Here is a 17,293-nt window from a genome sequence, read left to right on the forward strand (position 1 = left end):
GCAACCGGAGAGCCGTTGTACTTTAACTCTGGTCCCGTTCCCCCCGAGACCGGGTTGAAATAATAGTTGGCCCCATACTGAACGAGGCTCGTCGCACCGAACGACTCGATCACCGTACCCGGAATATTCAAGCCGATGACATGGTCGCCGTTGAGGTCCTGCTGAAAGCTCGTCTCGAACGACTCTAGCCCGGCGGAGCTGCCTGAAACTCCACCGAGGGCATTGTTGAGATAATTGCCATTCGCGTCCGTGTTCCAAACGGCATACGTATCTGCGCCAACCACCTTCCAGGCTACCTCATAGCCGGACCCAGTCGCCTCGACTCCGATCGGCACCGCAGCGCCGAATTGGCCAGCAGCAACCGGAGAGCCGTTGTACTTTAACTCTGGTCCCGTTCCCCCCGAGACCGGGTCGAAATAGTAGTTGCTCCCGGACTGAACCAGGCTCGTCGCACCCGCCGACTCGATCGTGATCGACACCAATGTCGAGCTCGCAACGACGCCATCGCTGAATTGGAAATACTCGACGTTCGTGACCGTATCGGTGCCGTCAGGTGAACCGGCACGGTGATCGGCAATGGTGAAGGTCTGCGACGCCGAATTATAGGAAACGTTGTAGTCCGCCTCCCTCCCCGAATACACCGCCGTATCCGTGCCGGGACCGCCATCGATGGTGTCGTTGCCGCCGCCGCCGGTGATCGTGTCGCTGCCGCCGCCGCCTTTCAGAACGTTGGCTATGGCGTTGCCGATGATGGTGTCGTTGCCCGAACCAGCGGTCGCATTGTCGATCAGCGAGCGCGTGTCGCCATTATAGAGATAGGCGTTGTAGACGTTGCCGGCCGCGTAATGGCCGTTGCCGAGATAGGCAAGCTGCGTGGTGGAGAACACCGACGAGGCGCCGGGATTGAGATTGATAGTGAGGTTCGTGGTGTAGTTCGACAGGTCGTATGTATCGACGCCGCCGCCATCCCAGACGGTCTCGTAGATGCGATCGGCGGAGCCGCCGACGCCACCGCCAGGCGCCAGCTGGCCGACGCCGTTGATGAACTCCTGCCCTGTGGTTGGGCTCCAAGTATAGACGGTGTTGCCGCCCTGAGTCGTATAATTCGCGCCATACAGCGTCTGCAGCGCGAGGATATCGTTGGCCATATAGGTCTCTGGATATCCAAACTGCTCATTGGTGTAGCCCGCCGTCGTCGACGCGCCGACATAGCTGCGATAGCTCATGACGGTGTATTCGCTATCGTCATGCGCGCTCGGTACCGCGACATTGGCGACGCCGCCGGTCTCCTGGCTGTGCTTGAGGCCGAAGGCATGGCCGAGCTCGTGCAGAGCGGTCGTGAAATAGTAATTGCCGAGCTGCGCCTGCGTGTAATCGTACTGCGTGCCGAACCAGACGTCGCCACCGGCAGCATAATTGCCAGGATAATAGGCGTAAGACGTCGGATTGGCTGCCGGCGACTGCGCGACCATGATGTCGGCGGAGCCGGTGCCGTTATAGGTGATGCTGGCGTTGGTGTAGCTCTTGATCAGCGCAATCGCGTAATTGATCGCCGCCTGCATCTGGGTCGGCGCAGCGGAAAAGCCCGCCGTCGTCGGTTCGCCATCGCCGCCGGAATAAGGATTGGCGTAGGTGGCGGACGAGATGGGAAAGCTATAGCTGATCGTACCGGACCACTTGGTGCCCGCCAGCAGGCCATCGATGTCGGCATTGTTGGTGGCACTAACGTTGACAGCGGTCGCCAAGGGAATCTCCGATGCAGCAAGCCCCGCTCGATCCGGGGCATAGACGCGAGAATCTAGCTTGAGAAATATACGTTTGGTTTAATTGGGGCAAAGTGACTCGGCCTCTTCCGTAAGACCGTATTAAGCATCAAGTCCCGTAGTCGTACGAGTCGGATAGCCATCCTGGTTCCAGTGCCCGTTGCGGTTTGGCAAAGGAAGTCATGAAACTCCACCTGATCTGCTTGGGCTTGGCCGGCGCCCTGATGACGCTTCCAGGACCGGACAGCCTGCCCCCCGGAGGATTACCTCTCATGGTCGGAAAAGCCAACGCGAGCAACGGCGGCAAGGCGGGGCGCGCACCCTCGGTTCCCCCGGCCCGCGCCCCCTCGGTGGCGGTTGCCGAGGAATACGAGCTCGCTCGGCAGAAGGGAACAGCGGAGGCGTTCCAGCTGTTCATCGCGCGCCATGGCGACGATCCGCTGGCCGAGAAGGCACGCGCGGAGCTGAAGCGACTATCAGGCAAGTAATTCCGAGGTCGGTACAGACGACGAGCGCCTGCATGCCAGCCATGAGGGCGAAGTGTGGGGCGTGGAGATGTACCAGGCCCTGCGGGCCTCGCGCGTCACGCTGAACTTCGCATATCGATCCGGCTCGCCGTGAGGCCGGTCATGCGCGCCTGTCGCACGCCTGTCCATGCGAAGGCGGGACAGGCCAGGACCTTCGCGGCCCATACCTTCCCGCGGATCGAACACATGCTGGGCTTCATCGGTTAAATCCGGCCCGCGCATGCAGGGCCCCTCTTCGGAGCGCCCTTGACGGTCCCGACCAAAATGGCCAAAGTGCCTCGCTGGACACCTATGTCACTCTAATTGCATCACTTTTACTCGAGGCTCAGGATGGAACACGTCGAACATGTTCGATTCGGCGAACAACTCTACGCGATCATCGTGCGCGCCTCGTTCCGCGAGCCGGGTATTCATTTCTTCTCGACACCGGAATTGTCGCAGCAACTTGCGTATATGAGCCATCCGAAGGGTAAGAGCATCGAGCCGCATCGCCACAACAAGGTGACGCGAGAGGTGCACTACACCCAGGAGGTGCTGCTGATCCAGAAGGGCAAGCTCCAGGTCGACTTCTACACGGTGGACGAGAAATATCTGGAAAGCCGCGTGCTGAGTGCCGGCGACACCATCCTCTTGTGCAGCGGCGCTCATGGCTTCCATGTTCTCGAGCCGATCGAGATGTTCGAGATCAAGCAAGGCCCCTATTCCGGCGAAAACGACAAGACACGGTTTGCGGAAGTCGCGTCGTCGGAGATCCGGATCAAGGGTCCAAATCTGTGACCGCGCCGTTCATTCCCGTCGGCACGCCGCTGCTCGACGGCAACGAAGCCCAATATCGCGCCGAATGCATCCGGACCGGGTGGATCTCGCCGGAAGGGCCATTCATCGAGCGCTCCGCGCAGGCGCTCAAGGAGATCCTGGCGTGATTGTCTTCGCTGACTACGCGCCCTGGTATGACCTGCTCTATCGGGACAAGGACTACGCGGGCGAGACGTCTTTCGTCGAAGCACGCCTGCACGACCATGGAACATCTTCGGGCAAACTGCTCGATATCGGCTGCGGCACCGGTTTGCATGCCCTGGCTTTCGCCCAACGGGGCTGGAACGTTACTGGCATCGATCTCAGCGATGAGATGATCGCAAGCGCCAAGGCGCGCGCCGCGCAGGCTGGGCTTCCGATTCAGTTCCGGCAGGGCGACGTCCGCGAGGCCGGTCCGGAACGCGACTACGATGCGGTCGTGTCGCTGTTCCACGTCGCGAGCTACCAAACCAGCCGCGATGCGCTGGCGGCGATGTTTCGCACCGCGCACGCCGCGCTGAAGCCGGGCGGCCTATTCTTGTTCGATTATTGGTATGGTGGCGCCGTGTTGGCGCAGGGCGTCGAGACGCGGGTCAAGGTGATCGAGCAGAAGCCGTTACGCCTGACCCGCATCGCGCAATCCGTCCATGACGAGCAGGCCGCGACCGTCACCGTGAACTACACCTTGTTCTGCGAGGACAGCGATCGCGCAAGCATCCGTCGGGTCGATGAAGCGCATCATATGCGCTACTGGTTTCCGTTCGAGATCGATGCCGCGCTCGCGGCGAGCGGCTTTGAGCCCGGCACTCATGCCGCATGGCTGACGCTGGACGCGCCGAGTTCGAAGAGCTGGGCCGCCTATACCGTCGCCAGGAAGCCCGTCTCGCCGTAAGACCGCTGCGCGGCGACGGCAGCGGCAACGCCGAGCAATGCGCTCAGCACGGCGACCCCGGTCGATCTCAGCCATCCCGACATCGATAGTCCCTTGCAGCCACCACGGGCCCCGCCAACCTCTGAAGCAGCAACCTGGTTGATGGGCGCCGCCATCAACCCGCTCCGCGCCTGCCCGCTGCGCTGCGATGCAACAGATTGTTGCCCAATGGCCACGGTTGCTGAAATTACAGGAGAAATAGGCGGGAACGTTAGGCAAATGGATGCCGGTTCATTGCAGCCCGTCGCAACGCCGTGGGATCTTGGCGCCGGGGCTCGGTCGCTCCCGATTTGCTTTGGCGATTTGTGAAGAGCCGATGGCTGACCCGATCATTGCGCCTGGAAGGATGGATGGCCGGCTGCGTGCAGTGATCAAGCATTCACTGGCGACCCTGCTGGCGACCGCGGCCCTCGGCGTCGTCACCGCGCATGCGGTCGACGGCACCTGGACCGGCGCCACCACCGACTGGACCGCTCCGACGAACTGGTCGAGCCCCACAGTGCCGGACGGAACCGCAACCTTCGGCAACACCGGAAGCGCCGCCGTCGATAACAACACCGGCACCGTCACCATCGGCACCATCCTGTTCAACGGCACCGCTCAGGCCTATTCGGTCACCGTCGGTAAGCCGTTCACCGTCAACGGGACAGGCATCATCAACAATTCCGGCAATACGCAGAATTTCGCAGTCACCTCCGGCAACACTCTGGCATTTCAGCAAAGCAGCACCGCGAGCGGCGGCACCGGCGCGGTGACGATCACCACCAACGGTGGCGGCATCACGAGCTTCACCGGCACGAGCAGCGGCGGCAACGCGCGCTTCGTCACCACTATCGGCGGCACGGTCATCATCTCCGGCCTGACCAATGGCGGCACGACAACGGGCTCGATCGAAGGCGCGGGCAACTACGTGCTCGGCGCCAACACGCTGACCACCGGCAGCCTCAACACCTCGACCCTGGTCGACGGCTCGATCTCCGGCACCGGCGGCAGCCTGACCAAGGTCGGCACCGGCACGCTGACCCTGGCCGGCGGCAACAGCTACACCGGCGCGACGACGGTCTCGGCCGGAACGCTGGCGCTGTCGGGCATCGGCGACATCTCGTCATCAAGCATCGTGACGGTGAATGCGATCTTCGATATTTCCGGGATGAATCCGGGAATTCCCGCCGTGATCACCACGCTCGCCGGCAGTTCGAGCGGCGTGGTCAACTTGGGCAACACGAACCTGATCATCACGAGCGGCGCGACCGAGTTCGCCGGCGTGATCCAGGGCGCGGGCGGGCTCGAGGTCATCGGCGGAACGCAGACGCTGTCTGGCGTGAACACCTACATCAACGCGACGCAGATCGACGCGGGCGCGACGCTGGCCCTGAAAGGCAGCGGATCGATTGCAAGCTCGGCCAGCGTCACGTTTACGCCCGGTGCGGGCGCAACGTTCGACATCTCGCAAACGACCTCCGGCGCGTCGGTGAATGCTCTGGTTTCCGCCACCGGCGGCAGCTTCGTTTCGCTGGGATCGAAGACGCTGACGATCACGAGTGGCAGCCTGTACGGTGGCGTGATTCAGGACGGCGGCATCGCTGGCGGCAGCGGCGGCAACCTCGTCATCGCGAGCGGCGCGACGCAGCAGCTCTACGGCGTCAACACCTATACCGGCACCACGACCATCGCGGCCGGTGGCGAGCTGGATCTCGCCAATGGCGGCAGCGACGGCAGCATCGCGACCTCGCGCAACGTCATCGTCAACGGCGTCTTCGACATCTCGGCGCTGGCCGCCGGCACCTCGATCAAATCGCTGTCGGGCACCGATGCCACCGCACGCGTCAATCTCGGCGCCCACACGCTGACGATCACGAACGGCAACGGCAGCTTCGCCGGCATCATCGCCGACGGCGGCGGCCTCACCCTGGCCGGCGGTGCGGAAACCCTGACCGGCGCCAATACCTATACCGGCGCGACCACTGTGAACGGCGGCAGGCTGGAGGTCGACGGCTCGATCGCCAGCGCGACCACCGTCAATGCCGGTGGCACGCTCGCCGGCGGTCGCACGCCCCTCCCAGGCTCCGGCGCGGTCGGCAATGTCACCGTCAATGGCGGCACGCTCGCACCAGGCAGCACCGCCAATCCGTTCGCGCCGCTGACGGTCAATGGCAGCCTGAGCTTCACCGCCGCCTCGACCTATCTGGTGCAGGTCTCCTCCAGCACTGCCAGCCTCGCGAGCGTCACCGGCGCGGCCACGCTCGGCAGCGCGAGGGTGAGTGCGATCTTCGGCTCCGGCAGCATCAAGAAGCAGTACACGATCCTCACCGCAGCCGGCGGCCTCGGCGGCACCACCTTCGATCCGGCCGTCGCCTCCAACATATCGACGATCAACGCGACGCTGAGCTACAACGCCAATAACGTCTTCCTCAACATCGGCGTCGACTTCACGCCTGTAAGCGGCGGCCTCAACACCAATCAGCAGAACGTCGCGAGCGCGCTGACGAACTTCTTCAACACGACCGGCAGCATCCCCACAGCCTTCGCCGCGCTGACGCCTTCAGGGCTGACCACCGCCTCGGGCGAGCTCGGCACCGGCATCATCCAGTCCGCGATCAATGCCGACGGCCAGTTCCTCAACCTGATGCTCGATCCGACCATCGCGGGCCGCTCGAGCGGCTTCACCAAGGCGGGCAGCGTCGCGCAATTCGCCGAGAGCGATGACGTTGAAGCTTATGCCTCGATGCGCCCGGCCACCGCGCGCGAGCGCGAGGCCTTTGCGATGGCGACCAAGGCGCCGCTGCTGTCGTCGCAGCCGGTCAATCGCTGGAGCGTCTGGACAGCCGGCTATGGCGGCTCGGCCCAGGTCGGCGGCAACGCCGTCGTCGGCTCGCAGGATCTGACGGCGCGGGTCTGGGGCGGCGCGGCCGGTGCCGACTACAGGGTTTCGATGGATACGCTGGTCGGCTTCGCGCTCGGCGGCGGCGGGCTGAATTACTCGCTTGCCAATGCGATGGGCACGGGCTCGGCCGACCTGTTCCAGGCCGGTGTCTACGGCCGGCACAATTTCGGCTCCGCCTATCTTTCCGCCGCGCTCGCCTATGGCTGGCACGATGTCACCACCAACCGCACCGCGGTCGGCGCCGACCAGCTCCAGGGCCGCTTCAAGGCCGACTCCTTCTCCGCGCGCTTCGAGGGCGGTTATCGCTTCACAACGCCGCTGGTCGGCATCACGCCCTACGCGGCCGCCCAGGTCACGAACCTCAACCTGCCCAGCTATTCCGAAGTCAGCCTCAATGGCCGTGGCCTGTTTGCGCTGAACTACGCCTCGCAATCGCTGACCGATACCCGCTCCGAGCTCGGCCTGCGCACCGACAAATCCTATGCGATGCAGAACGGTGTGCTGACCTTGCGCGGCCGCGCCGCCTGGGCGCATGACTACAATCCGAGCCGCGCCGTCACCGCGCTGTTCCAGACGCTGCCCGGCACCAGCTTCGTCGTCAACGGCGCCAGGGTCGACCCCGATTCCGCGCTGGTGAGCGCCAGCGCCGAGATGAAATGGCTGAACGGCTTCTCGATCGCCGGCACCTTCGACGGCGAGTTCTCCGGCAACGTCACCAGCTATTCCGGCAAGGGCGTGTTCAAGTACAGCTGGTGAGTTACCTTCCGACTTCCTGGGCGGCTGGCCCGGCTAAAGCCCGGGGCACGCACGCTGAATTGGCGTGACCGCGCAGGCGCGCGGCTCCCCGACGCCTACTGTGCATGGGGTTGTTTTCGACTTTTTGCCGGGCCCCCGGCCAATGTGACGGAATCCAGAGCGCGGGCTTCGATGAGGAGCGCGCACAGAGGCTCGTTCCACGAGATGTTCTCAAACTCGGCGCATGGCTGGCTGCGCCGGCCGACGCTTGCCGCATGATCTTTCGGCATTATGGTGGGCGCGCAGTTTGTTCCCGGAGCCACCCCATATGCCCTTTCCTCACGCTTCCGAAGCCCTGGCGCGCTTCACTGTGCTCGACCTGACCCGCGTCCGCTCCGGGCCGACCTGCGTGCGTCAGCTCGCGGATTGGGGCGCCACAGTGATCAAGATCGACGCGCTGACGGAAGATGCCGGCGGCGAGCAGCCGGGGGGACCGCGGCGCGGCGCCGACTTCCAGAATTTGCACCGCAACAAGCGCGCCATGACGCTGAACCTGAAGGACGAGCGCGGGCTTACCGTGTTCAAGCGCCTCGCAGCCAAGGCCGACGTCGTGGTTGAGAATTTCCGGCCAGACGTGAAGAAGAAGCTCGGCATCGACTATGAGAGCCTCGCCGCCATCAACCCGCGCATCGTCTATGGCAGCATCTCCGGCTTCGGCCAGGATGGCCCCTATCACAAGCGGCCCGGCTTTGATCAGATCGCGCAGGGCATGGGCGGGCTGATGTCGATCACGGGCGCGCCGGGAGAAGGCCCGATGCGGGTCGGCATTCCCGTCGCCGATCTCACCGCGGGCCTGTTCTGCGCCATGGGCATCCTCACCGCGCTGCTCGAGCGCGAGGTCTCCGGCAAGGGCCAATGGGTGCAGACCTCACTGCTGCAGGCCCAGATCTTCATGCTCGACTTCCAGGCGGCACGCTGGCTCATGGAAAAGGAAGTGGCAAAACAGGCCGGCAACAATCATCCGACCAGCATCCCGACCGGCGTGTTCAAGACCTCGGACGGTTACATCAACATCGCGACGACAGGCGGACGGATCTGGGAGCGCTGCGCGCAAGCGATCGGCGCGCCCGAGCTCTACAGCCACCCCGACTATGCGACCGCCCCGGCACGGTCCGCGAACCGCGACGCGCTCAACGCCGAGATTGAGAAGCGCACCGTGACCAAGTCGACCGAGACCTGGGTGCGCGAGCTCAACGACGCCGGCGTACCCTGCGGGCCGATCTACGCTATCGACCAGATGTTCGAGGACGCACAGGTCAAGCATCTCGGCATTGCGCAGGATGTGCCCAACGACGAGGGCCGCCACATCCGTCTGGTCGGCCAGCCCGTCACGCTGTCGCGTACGCCAAGCAAGATGGTGGCTCGCCCGCCGGAGTACGGCGAGCAGACCGATGAGGTGCTGAAGGAATTCGACTTCAGCGCCGAGGAGATCGCCGCGCTCAGGGCCGCCAACGTCGTGTGAGCGAAGGCTGGCCGCACGGGCACCCACCATAAAAAAGCCCCGGAAAACCGGGGCTTTTCCAATCCGCCGATCAGTACTTGGCGACGACCGGGCCGGCCGTGAACTGGTAGTTGAACCCAGCGCGCAGAATATGGTCGCGGAAGCGAACGTCGATGTCGTTCCCTGTTCCACTGAAGTAGGTCTTGGTGCCGAGATCGACATAGAGATATTCGAGCTTCGCTGACCAGTTGGGAGCGAACTTCTTCTCGAGGCCAGCGCCGAGCGTCCAGCCGACCCGGGTGTTGCTTTCCGACACCGTCGTGCCGGTGGCCGATATCGGTGCACCAATCGGCGTATTGCCATCAAAGAGCTGCAGCGTCAGAGTCGGCGTGTTGAAGAACTTGACTTCGCCGACCGCCAGACCGCCTGTCGCATAGAGCAGCAAGCTCGGGTCGACCAGGAAACCGCCGCGTCCACGGAAGGTTGCGAACCAGGGGAAATCGGTGCCGGTGGCCGAGGATGCCGTGAGACCGAACCTGCCGATTCGGACGGTCCCAAGCACGTCGTTCGACCGGCCGCGTTCGCCGGTGCCTTGAATATCGGCCTCGACGCCGACAACCCATTTCCGGTCCACCTGCCAGTTGTAACCGACCTGGAGGCCACCGAGGCCGCCATCCACGTTCTGCTTGACCGTGGCTATGGATCCTGCAGGAAAAGGCGAACCGATCGACGCGGAGGCGTTCGTTCTGCCCCAGCTATAGCCGCCGTTCAATCCAGCGTAGAACCCCGTCCAATTGTATCCTGGATCGACGATCGGAGGCGCCTTCACATATGGCTTCGCTGCCAGGTCGGCCGCCATGGCGTGCGTCGTAAGCAACGAGGCCGCCACCAATCCCATCACAATCCGCTTCATAGTCGCCCCCGCGATCAAAATAAAAGCTGCAATCTGGGTGGAACCATACGCGTTTCGCACAGGCGCCGCTGTCGCGCGGCGGCAACATTTGGGAATAATCGGTCGGCATCAGGACTTGGACCAGGACGTCATGGATGGGCCAAGCCATTGATATTATGTCGATTAGTCCCGAACTCACCCTGCCGCAGTTTTCGCCCGCCCCGAGCAGACCGTCCAGGACGGGCCAAAACAGCAGAATGATCGCTGGCGTCGCAATCGAACCGACCAGACCGTTCGACCAGAACACTTCGAGGTTTCCGCCGGCGCCGATCATCGACAGGCGGAAGGCGTCTTCAGCGCGGTTGCCGAGCACGAGCGCCAGCGTGAACGGCGCCAAGGGAATACCGATCTTCTTGAAGAGGTAGCCGACAACACCAAAGCCGAGCATCAGCCAGATGTTGAACATCGCGTTCTGGATGGCTTAGGCGCCGATGGCGCAGGACACCACGATCATCGGCGCGATGGCCGCGAACGGCACGCGCAGGATCGAGGCGAAGATCGGCACCGTCGTCAGCACCAGCACGAGGCCGACGACATTGCCCAGATACATCGAGGCGATCAGGCCCCAGATGACGAGCGTCTTCCACGTCAGCAGGACGGTCAAGCCGTGAAGCAGGAGACCAAGAGCTTCCATCGCGCAGGCCAGCCTAGTAGCCGAAGGCCGCTTCGAGTGGGCCCTTCGGCATGATGACGTCGAAGGCGACGTCGAAGGTGACGAACATGATCGCCGTGAACACGAGAGCCGTGAGCAGCGACTTCCACAGCGCGATCTTGCCGATCGCCCGCATGAAGCCGGCGATCAAAAGGAAGCTCGCGACATAGAGGCCGAGGAACTGCGTCACCAGGCAGAACAGCAGCGTCGGCACGAACACCGCCAGCGCGCGGCGCGCCTGCGCGCGCGTGACGAAGGTTTCGGATATCGCGCGCCGCGCCAGCAACGCGACGATCAGGCCATAGAGGCTAGCGCCGCCGAGGACGAGGGAGAGATAGAACGGGAAATAGCCAGGCTCCGGCCCGGTCGAATCCCAGGACGCACCGGTGCGCCTATTGTCGTAGCCGAGGATGGCGGCGAGCGCGAGCAGCAGCAGGCAGACAATGAGTTCGACGGTGCTGGTCGGCGTGACGGACGGGGAGTTGTCTTCAGGCGCGGTTATCGTCGACGACGATTTCAAGATCGGTTTGGGACATGCTCTGCCAGATCAAGTTGCGCTGTCGTCATCCGTGAAGGCGGATGATCCAGTACGCCGTGCAGAAGCCGTCTTTCGTCGCATTCTGTGCCACACTGGATTCCCCGCCTTCCCAGAGCATGAGGTGGAGGTTGATTACTTCGCGACGAAACCGGCTTCCGTCATCAGCGATTTGTTCTGGGCGTCGTCCTCCTCGAGGAAGTGCACCATGTCCTTGCCGGTGAGGAAGATCGGCTTCAACGCCTGCTTCTCCATGTATTCCCTGTATTCGGCGGTCTGCGTCACCTTGTGGAACAGCTCGACATAGAACGCCTGCTGCTCCGGCGTAACCTTGCCGGGCAGGAACATTGCGCGCAACATCAGGTACTGGACGTCGACGCCCTCCTCCTTGCAGGTCGGGATATCGGCCCAGGACTGCGTGTCGGTCACCTTGGTGGTGTAGGAGATGCGCTCCTTGTCGAACACGCAGAGCGGACGCACCTGGCCCGCGCGCCAGACTTCGAGATTTTCGGATGGGTTGTTGACGTTGGATTCGGTGTGGTTGCCGACGAGCTGCGTGGCAGCCTCGCCGCCGGACTTGTAGGGCAGATAGGAGAACTTCGCGCCGGTCTTCTGCTCCAGGAACACGGTCAGCACGTGATCCTCACGCTTCGAGCCGGTGCCGCCCATCTTGAACGGCGAGCTCGCGGCCTTCGCAGCCGCGATGAACTCCCTCACCGTCTTGGGACCGGCGGCATTGTCCCACAGCACGAACTGGTCGAGCGCGATCACCGAGACCGGGGTCAGCTCGCGCCAGTTGAACGGGATCTTGGCCGAGAGCGGCAGCATGTAGATCAGCGAATAGGCGATCAGCACCTTGTTCGGATCGCCCTCGCTGGACTTCATGTACATCAGCGCTTCGGCGCCCGATGCACCGCCCTTGAGCGAGACCACCATCGGCTGCTTCATCAGACTGTTCTTCTGGATCGCGGCCTGCATCATCCGCGCCATCTGGTCGGAGGCGCCGCCCGCGCCTGCCGCCACCACAATCTCGACGGGTTTGGTCGGTTCCCAGCCGGCGACGGCCGGCGCACTGAACAACAAGGCCGTCGCAGCCCCGACGGCTTTCACTGGAATACGCACGAGTATCGTCCCTGACTATTATTGGCTTTGTGATGCCGGGAAGTTTATCGATGCATTGTGCGGACTAAGGGTTGCGAGTTCAAGCCGGCGAACATTCGGCGGCATATGACTTTCGGCTGACGAAGTACGCGCTACCTGCCCTTCCAGTTCGGCGTACGCTTGTTGAGGAAGGCGTCCATGCCCTCGCGGAAATCTTCGCTCATATAGGCCTTGAGGATCAGGTCCTCGCCCTGTTCGCGCGACAGCGTCGGACGGATGCGACGCACCGCCTCCTTGGTCGTTTCCAGCGTCAGCGGCGCATGGCTCGCGACGAGCTTTGCGGTTTCATCCGCGCGGCGCTGAAGGGTCTCGACGTCAGGCACGATTTCGGTGAGGAGGCCGAGCGCGAGCGCTTCCTGCGCCTCGACCAGGCGCGCCCTGAAGATCAGATCCTTGGTGCGCGCAGGTCCGACCAGCGCGACGACGCGGCTGATGTTCGACATCGACAGGCAGTTGCCGAGCGTGCGTGCAATCGGAAAGCCCATGCGCGTCGTTTCAGTGCCGATGCGAAGATCGCAGCAGGCGGCAATGCCGGCGCCGCCGCCGGTGCAGGCGCCCGCAATGGCCGCGATCACGGGCACGCGGCACTGTTCGAGCGTGCCGAGCACGCGGTCGATCCGCGCTTCGTAGTCGAGCGCATCCTGCGCCGTCTTGAAGGCTCGGAATTGCGAGATGTCGGTGCCCGAGGCGAACGCCTTGTCGCCGGCACCGGTGAGAATCAGCGCCTTGATCGAACGATCGGCATTGATCTCCTGGCAGATCTCCGCCATGCGGTCATACATGGCGAAGGTCATGGCGTTGCGCGCCTGGGGCCGGTTGAAGGTGATCCGCGCGATGCTGTCCGTGACGGAGTAGAGCAGGTCTTCGTTGGCAGTCGCTGGTAGGTTCATCGCGCTATCACTTTCCAAGTTAGTTCAGGCCACCTGGGCCTTGGCCATCGGCACCGCGTCACGTCCCTTCAGGACGTCCATGGCTGCCAGCACGCCGCCGCTCCGATGAGGAATCCCTGCAAGATCGAGGCCCATCTCGACGCCGGCGAGCGTGCCCATCAGCATCAGGTCGTTGAAATGACCGATATGGCCGATGCGGAACACCTTGCCCTTGACCTTGTTGAGGCCGGTGCCGAGCGACATGTCGAAGTTTTCCAACACCACCTTGCGGAAGGCGTCGGCATCAAAGCCGTCAGGCACACGCACGCCGGTCAGCGCCGGCGAATGCGCGGCGGGATCGACGCACTGCGTCTCCAGGCCCCACACCTTGGCCGCCGCGCGCGTCGCCGCGCTGTGGCGCTTGTGGCGAGCCCAGACGTTCGCGAGGCCTTCTTCCTCGAGCATCTTCACCGCTTCGCGCAGGCCGTAGAGCAGATTGGTGGCGGGCGTATAGGGGAAGGTGCCGAGCTTGTTGAAGCTGATCACTTCCTGCCAGTCCCAATAAGAGCGCATGCCGGGATTGGCCTTGGCGACGTTGAGCGCCTTCTCCGAGACGGCGTTGAAGCCGAGGCCGGGCGGCAGCATCAGGCCCTTCTGCGAGCCGGCGACGGAGACGTCGATGCCCCAGGCGTCGTGCTCATATTCCATCGAGCCGAGGCCGGAAATGGTGTCGACCATCAGCAGCGCCGGATGTTTGACGCGATCCAGCAGCTTGCGCACTTCGAGCGGCGGCGTGACGCAGCCGGTCGAGGTCTCGTTATGAACCACACAGACCGCCTTGATCGCGTGCTGCTTGTCGGCCGTAAGGCGCTTCTCGATCTCGGCGAGGTCGGCGCCATGGCGCCAGTCGCTCGGGATGAAGTCGACCTCGAGCTTGAACTTGTCGGCGATGCCGCGCCACAGCACGGCGAACTGGCCGGTCTCGCACATCAGCACCTTGTCGCCGGGCGAGAACACATTGACCATCGCCGCCTCCCAGGCGCCGGTGCCGGACGAGGGGAAGATGATCACGGGCTGCTTGGTGCGGAACACCCGCTGCATCGAGGCGAGGACCGCAAAACCGAGCTCGGCGAACTCCGGACCGCGATGATCCAGCGTCGGCATATCCATCGCCCGCAGCACGCGGTCGGGCACGTTGGTCGGTCCTGGAATCTGTAAGAAATGCCTTCCAGTATGCACGGTCATAGGCGTCCTTCCCGGTCTAGCCTTGTTTTGGTGGCCGCCGAATAGCACCATTTGACCGGCTTGTCCTCTCTCCTTAAGGCTCCTCCCCTGCATAAGCGGCGGGCCTCCGTCGCCCCTACTCCGCCGCTACGACCCTGCCGGACGGCACCCTGCCTTCCCCGTCCGCGAACGGGCGTTCCGGGTGCATCAGGAAGGCTGAGACGCCCCCGAGCAGCAATAGCCCCATCGACATCAGGAACGGCAGGTACCAGTTGCCGGTCGCGTCGATCACGAAGCCCGCGACCAGCGGCGAGACGATCGCGGCAAAGGCTGAGCCTGTGTTCATGAGTCCCGACGCAGTGCCGGAGTATTTCGGGGCGATGTCCATCGGGATCGACCACATCGGGCCGATCACGAGCTCGGCGCAGAAGAAGCCGGCCGACAGGCACAGCGCTACAACAGAGATGTCGTGGACGAACAGGATCGGAAACAGCGAGAGCAGCGCCCCCGCAAAACCTGCAACGGTGACGCTCAGTCGTGCGAAGCGGACGTTGCCGGTGCGATCGAGGATCTTGTCCGAGATCACGCCGCCGACGCTGTCGCCGACCACGCCGGCGAAGAAGACGCCGGAGGCGAACAGCGCCGAGTTCTTGATGTCGAGACTGTAATTGTTCTTGAAGAACAACGGCAGCCAGTTCAGGTACAGCCACAGGCACCAGCCGTAGCAGAAATAGGTCAGCGTCACCGGCCACATCCGCCCGAGCAGCGGCCCCCACGGCACGCGCGGCCGCTCGCCTGATGGGCGCGGCGGCAGCGCGGCGAGCTCGGCTTCCGTGATGGAGGCATGGTCTTTCGGCTCGTTGCGGAAGTACCAGACCCAGATCACACCCCAGACCAGGCTCACAAGGCCGAGCACGACGAACGCACCGCGCCAGGTCAGCCAGAGGATCAAAAGCGCCACCACCGGCGGCGTCACGGCATTGCCGAGCCGGGCAAATGAATGGGTCAGGCCTTGGGCAAAGCCGCGGCGGTTGGCAGGCGTCCAGTACTGCATCGCGCGCGTCGCGGTCGGAAACGTCGCGCCTTCGCCGAAGCCGAGCGCGAAACGCGCGACAAACAGTGAAGCGAGCCCGTTGACGAAGCCGGTCGAGATGGTCGCGACGGCCCAGATCATACCACACCAGAACAGCGTCTTGCGCGGCCCGAAATGATCGCCGACCCAGCCGCCGATCACCTGGAACAGCAGATAAGGATAGGCGAAGGCGGAGAAGACGAGACCGAGCTGGGTGTTCGACAGACCCAGCTCGTTCTGGATCTCGCTCGCGGCCGTGCCGATGTTCACCCGGTCGACATAGGTGATGAAATACATCGCACACAGCATCGCCAGCACGACATGCGTTGCCTTGAACCTGATACCCATCTCCACCCTCTCTGCTCGCTTCTTATGATTTGCCGCCCGCGTGTCCCGCGCGAGATTTAAGTGCCGACCACTTTCAGATGCGGCGAGGCGTTGCCCTGCGGGCACTGCTCCAACAGCTTCATCGCGGCATCGACACCGCCGGAGCGGTGCGGTACGCCGGCGACCGACAGGCCCATCTCGACGCCAGTAAGCGCGCCGAGCAGCGTCAGCGCATTGCATTCGCCGAGATGGCCGATACGGAAGACTCTTCCGGCGACCTTCGAGAGCCCAGAACCGAGCGACATGTTGTAGTTGTCGAGCACGATGTTGCGGAACTGATCGGCGTTATGTCCGGGCGGCATCAGCACCGCGGTCAGCACCGGCGAGAATTCCGACGGCTCCTGGCAGAGCACTTCGAGCCCCCAATGATTGACGGCGGCGCGGGTGGCGGCCGCAAGCCGCTGGTGACGCGCGAACACGTTGTCGAGTCCCTCCTCCAGCAACATCGCGATCGCCTCGCGCAGACCGTAGAGCAGATTGGTCGCCGGCGTGTAGGGGAAGAAACCGTTGGCGTTGGGTTTGAGCATCTCCGCCCAGTCGAAATAGGAGCGCGGCATCTTGTTGGTTTTGGATGCGGCCAGCGCCTTCTCCGAGATCGCATTGAAGCCAAGGCCGGGCGGCAGCATAAAACCCTTCTGCGAGCAGCTGACGCTGACATCGACCTTCCACTCGTCATGGCGGTAGTCGACCGAGCCGAGCGAGGAGATGGTGTCCACCATCAACAGCGCCGGATGGCCCGTGCGGTCGATCGCGGCGCGGATCTCGGCGATGCGGCTCGTCGCACCTGTCGAGGTCTCGTTGTGCACGACCATCACGGCCTTGATTGCGCGCGCCTTGTCGTCGATGAGCTTTGCTTCGATGACGGCGGGGTCAGCGCCGCGACGCCAATCGCCCGGCACGAAATCGACCTCGATGCCGAAGCGGCCCGCCATCTGCCGCCACAGCGTGGCGAAATGGCCGGTCTCGACCATCAGCACCTTGTCAGCAGGCGACAGCGTGTTGACGATCGCGGCCTCCCAGGCGCCCGTCCCCGACGAGGGGAAAATGATGACCGGGCCCTTGGTCTGGAAGATCTTCTGGCTGCCCTCGAGCACCGCACGGCCGAGCGCGCCGAACTCGGCGCTGCGGTGGTCAATGACAGGCATGTCCATGGCCCGCAGGACGCGTTCGGGGACCGGGCTTGGGCCCGGAATCTGAAGGAAATGGCGTCCCTGGTGCATGAAGACCTCCTGGCAGCGGATTCTGGCCGGTTCAGCAGCTATTTTGCATTCATTTTTTGCCATTTCAATCTGAATTTGGTATTCG

The 17,293-nt window shown here is 63.6% G+C and carries 14 protein-coding genes and 2 pseudogenes; 6 read left to right on the forward strand and 10 right to left on the reverse strand.

Translation table 11 applies throughout. The features are described 5' to 3' along the window. Positions 1 to 1,745, reverse strand: a 1,745-nt coding sequence (locus HYH07_RS02205) for a M10 family metallopeptidase C-terminal domain-containing protein (RefSeq protein WP_220000925.1), incomplete at its 3' end; no start/stop codon positions are given. Between the two features lie 290 nt (positions 1,746 to 2,035). Here HYH07_RS02205 and HYH07_RS02210 point away from each other — a divergent pair. The 4 genes from HYH07_RS02210 to HYH07_RS02225 all read left to right on the forward strand — a co-directional run bounded on the left by HYH07_RS02210 (position 2,036) and on the right by HYH07_RS02225 (position 3,977). Then, complete coding sequence (locus HYH07_RS02210; RefSeq protein ID WP_312016623.1) at positions 2,036 to 2,251, forward strand: hypothetical protein; 216 nt, start codon at positions 2,036 to 2,038, stop codon at positions 2,249 to 2,251. Positions 2,252 to 2,620: 369 nt separating this feature from the next. Then, complete coding sequence (locus HYH07_RS02215) at positions 2,621 to 3,067, forward strand: hypothetical protein (RefSeq protein WP_220000927.1); 447 nt, start codon at positions 2,621 to 2,623, stop codon at positions 3,065 to 3,067. Continuing rightward, on the forward strand, positions 3,064 to 3,213 hold the full coding sequence (locus tag HYH07_RS02220; protein WP_228749172.1) for a hypothetical protein: 150 nt from the start codon (positions 3,064 to 3,066) through the stop codon (positions 3,211 to 3,213). The genes HYH07_RS02215 and HYH07_RS02220 overlap by 4 nt, the downstream gene beginning before the upstream one ends. Further along, positions 3,210 to 3,977 carry a class I SAM-dependent methyltransferase gene (locus tag HYH07_RS02225; RefSeq protein ID WP_220000928.1) on the forward strand — a complete coding sequence of 256 codons (768 nt, stop codon included), beginning with the start codon at positions 3,210 to 3,212 and terminating at the stop codon, positions 3,975 to 3,977. Before HYH07_RS02220 ends, HYH07_RS02225 begins: the two co-directional genes overlap by 4 nt. On the opposite strand, the gene HYH07_RS02230 is transcribed toward HYH07_RS02225, so the two are convergent. Continuing rightward, entirely contained in the window at positions 3,944 to 4,132 is a 189-nt protein-coding gene (locus HYH07_RS02230; RefSeq protein WP_220000929.1) for a hypothetical protein, read from the reverse strand. The genes HYH07_RS02225 and HYH07_RS02230 overlap by 34 nt on opposite strands. 200 nt (positions 4,133 to 4,332) lie before the next feature. On the opposite strand from HYH07_RS02230, the gene HYH07_RS02235 reads away from it, so the two are divergent. Beyond that, entirely contained in the window at positions 4,333 to 7,656 is a 3,324-nt protein-coding gene (locus tag HYH07_RS02235; RefSeq protein WP_220000930.1) for an autotransporter domain-containing protein, read from the forward strand. Positions 7,657 to 7,963: 307 nt separating this feature from the next. Then, positions 7,964 to 9,157 (forward strand): CaiB/BaiF CoA-transferase family protein, encoded by a 1,194-nt coding sequence (locus tag HYH07_RS02240; protein ID WP_220000931.1) that lies wholly within the window; start codon positions 7,964 to 7,966, stop codon positions 9,155 to 9,157. A gap of 70 nt (positions 9,158 to 9,227) precedes the next feature. Here HYH07_RS02240 and HYH07_RS02245 read toward each other — a convergent pair whose 3' ends face one another. From HYH07_RS02245 to HYH07_RS02280, 8 genes and pseudogenes are all read right to left on the reverse strand, one after another. Beyond that, on the reverse strand, positions 9,228 to 9,995 hold the full coding sequence (locus HYH07_RS02245) for an outer membrane protein (RefSeq protein ID WP_249781101.1): 768 nt from the start codon (positions 9,993 to 9,995) through the stop codon (positions 9,228 to 9,230). A gap of 253 nt (positions 9,996 to 10,248) precedes the next feature. After that, positions 10,249 to 10,722, reverse strand: a pseudogene (locus HYH07_RS02250) (tripartite tricarboxylate transporter permease); the annotation flags it as partial. Positions 10,723 to 10,735: 13 nt separating this feature from the next. Further along, positions 10,736 to 11,276 (reverse strand): annotated as a pseudogene (locus tag HYH07_RS02255) (tripartite tricarboxylate transporter TctB family protein). 134 nt (positions 11,277 to 11,410) lie between these two features. Continuing rightward, complete coding sequence (locus tag HYH07_RS02260; protein WP_220000932.1) at positions 11,411 to 12,397, reverse strand: tripartite tricarboxylate transporter substrate-binding protein; 987 nt, start codon at positions 12,395 to 12,397, stop codon at positions 11,411 to 11,413. A 131-nt stretch (positions 12,398 to 12,528) separates the two neighbouring features. Continuing rightward, positions 12,529 to 13,326, reverse strand: coding sequence for an enoyl-CoA hydratase/isomerase family protein (locus tag HYH07_RS02265; RefSeq protein WP_220000933.1), 798 nt, complete (start codon positions 13,324 to 13,326; stop codon positions 12,529 to 12,531). Between the two features lie 24 nt (positions 13,327 to 13,350). Then, positions 13,351 to 14,550 (reverse strand): alanine--glyoxylate aminotransferase family protein, encoded by a 1,200-nt coding sequence (locus tag HYH07_RS02270; RefSeq protein WP_220000934.1) that lies wholly within the window; start codon positions 14,548 to 14,550, stop codon positions 13,351 to 13,353. 115 nt (positions 14,551 to 14,665) lie between these two features. Further along, a complete protein-coding gene (locus tag HYH07_RS02275; RefSeq protein ID WP_220000935.1) occupies positions 14,666 to 15,949 on the reverse strand; it encodes an MFS transporter in 1,284 nt (427 codons plus the stop codon). 56 nt (positions 15,950 to 16,005) lie between these two features. Continuing rightward, positions 16,006 to 17,208, reverse strand: a complete 1,203-nt coding sequence (locus HYH07_RS02280; protein WP_220000936.1) for an alanine--glyoxylate aminotransferase family protein — start codon at positions 17,206 to 17,208, stop codon at positions 16,006 to 16,008. Positions 17,209 to 17,293: the final 85 nt, after the last annotated feature.

Source organism: Bradyrhizobium sp. BR 10261 (assembly GCF_019455395.1).
Taxonomy (GTDB): domain Bacteria; phylum Pseudomonadota; class Alphaproteobacteria; order Rhizobiales; family Xanthobacteraceae; genus Bradyrhizobium; species Bradyrhizobium manausense.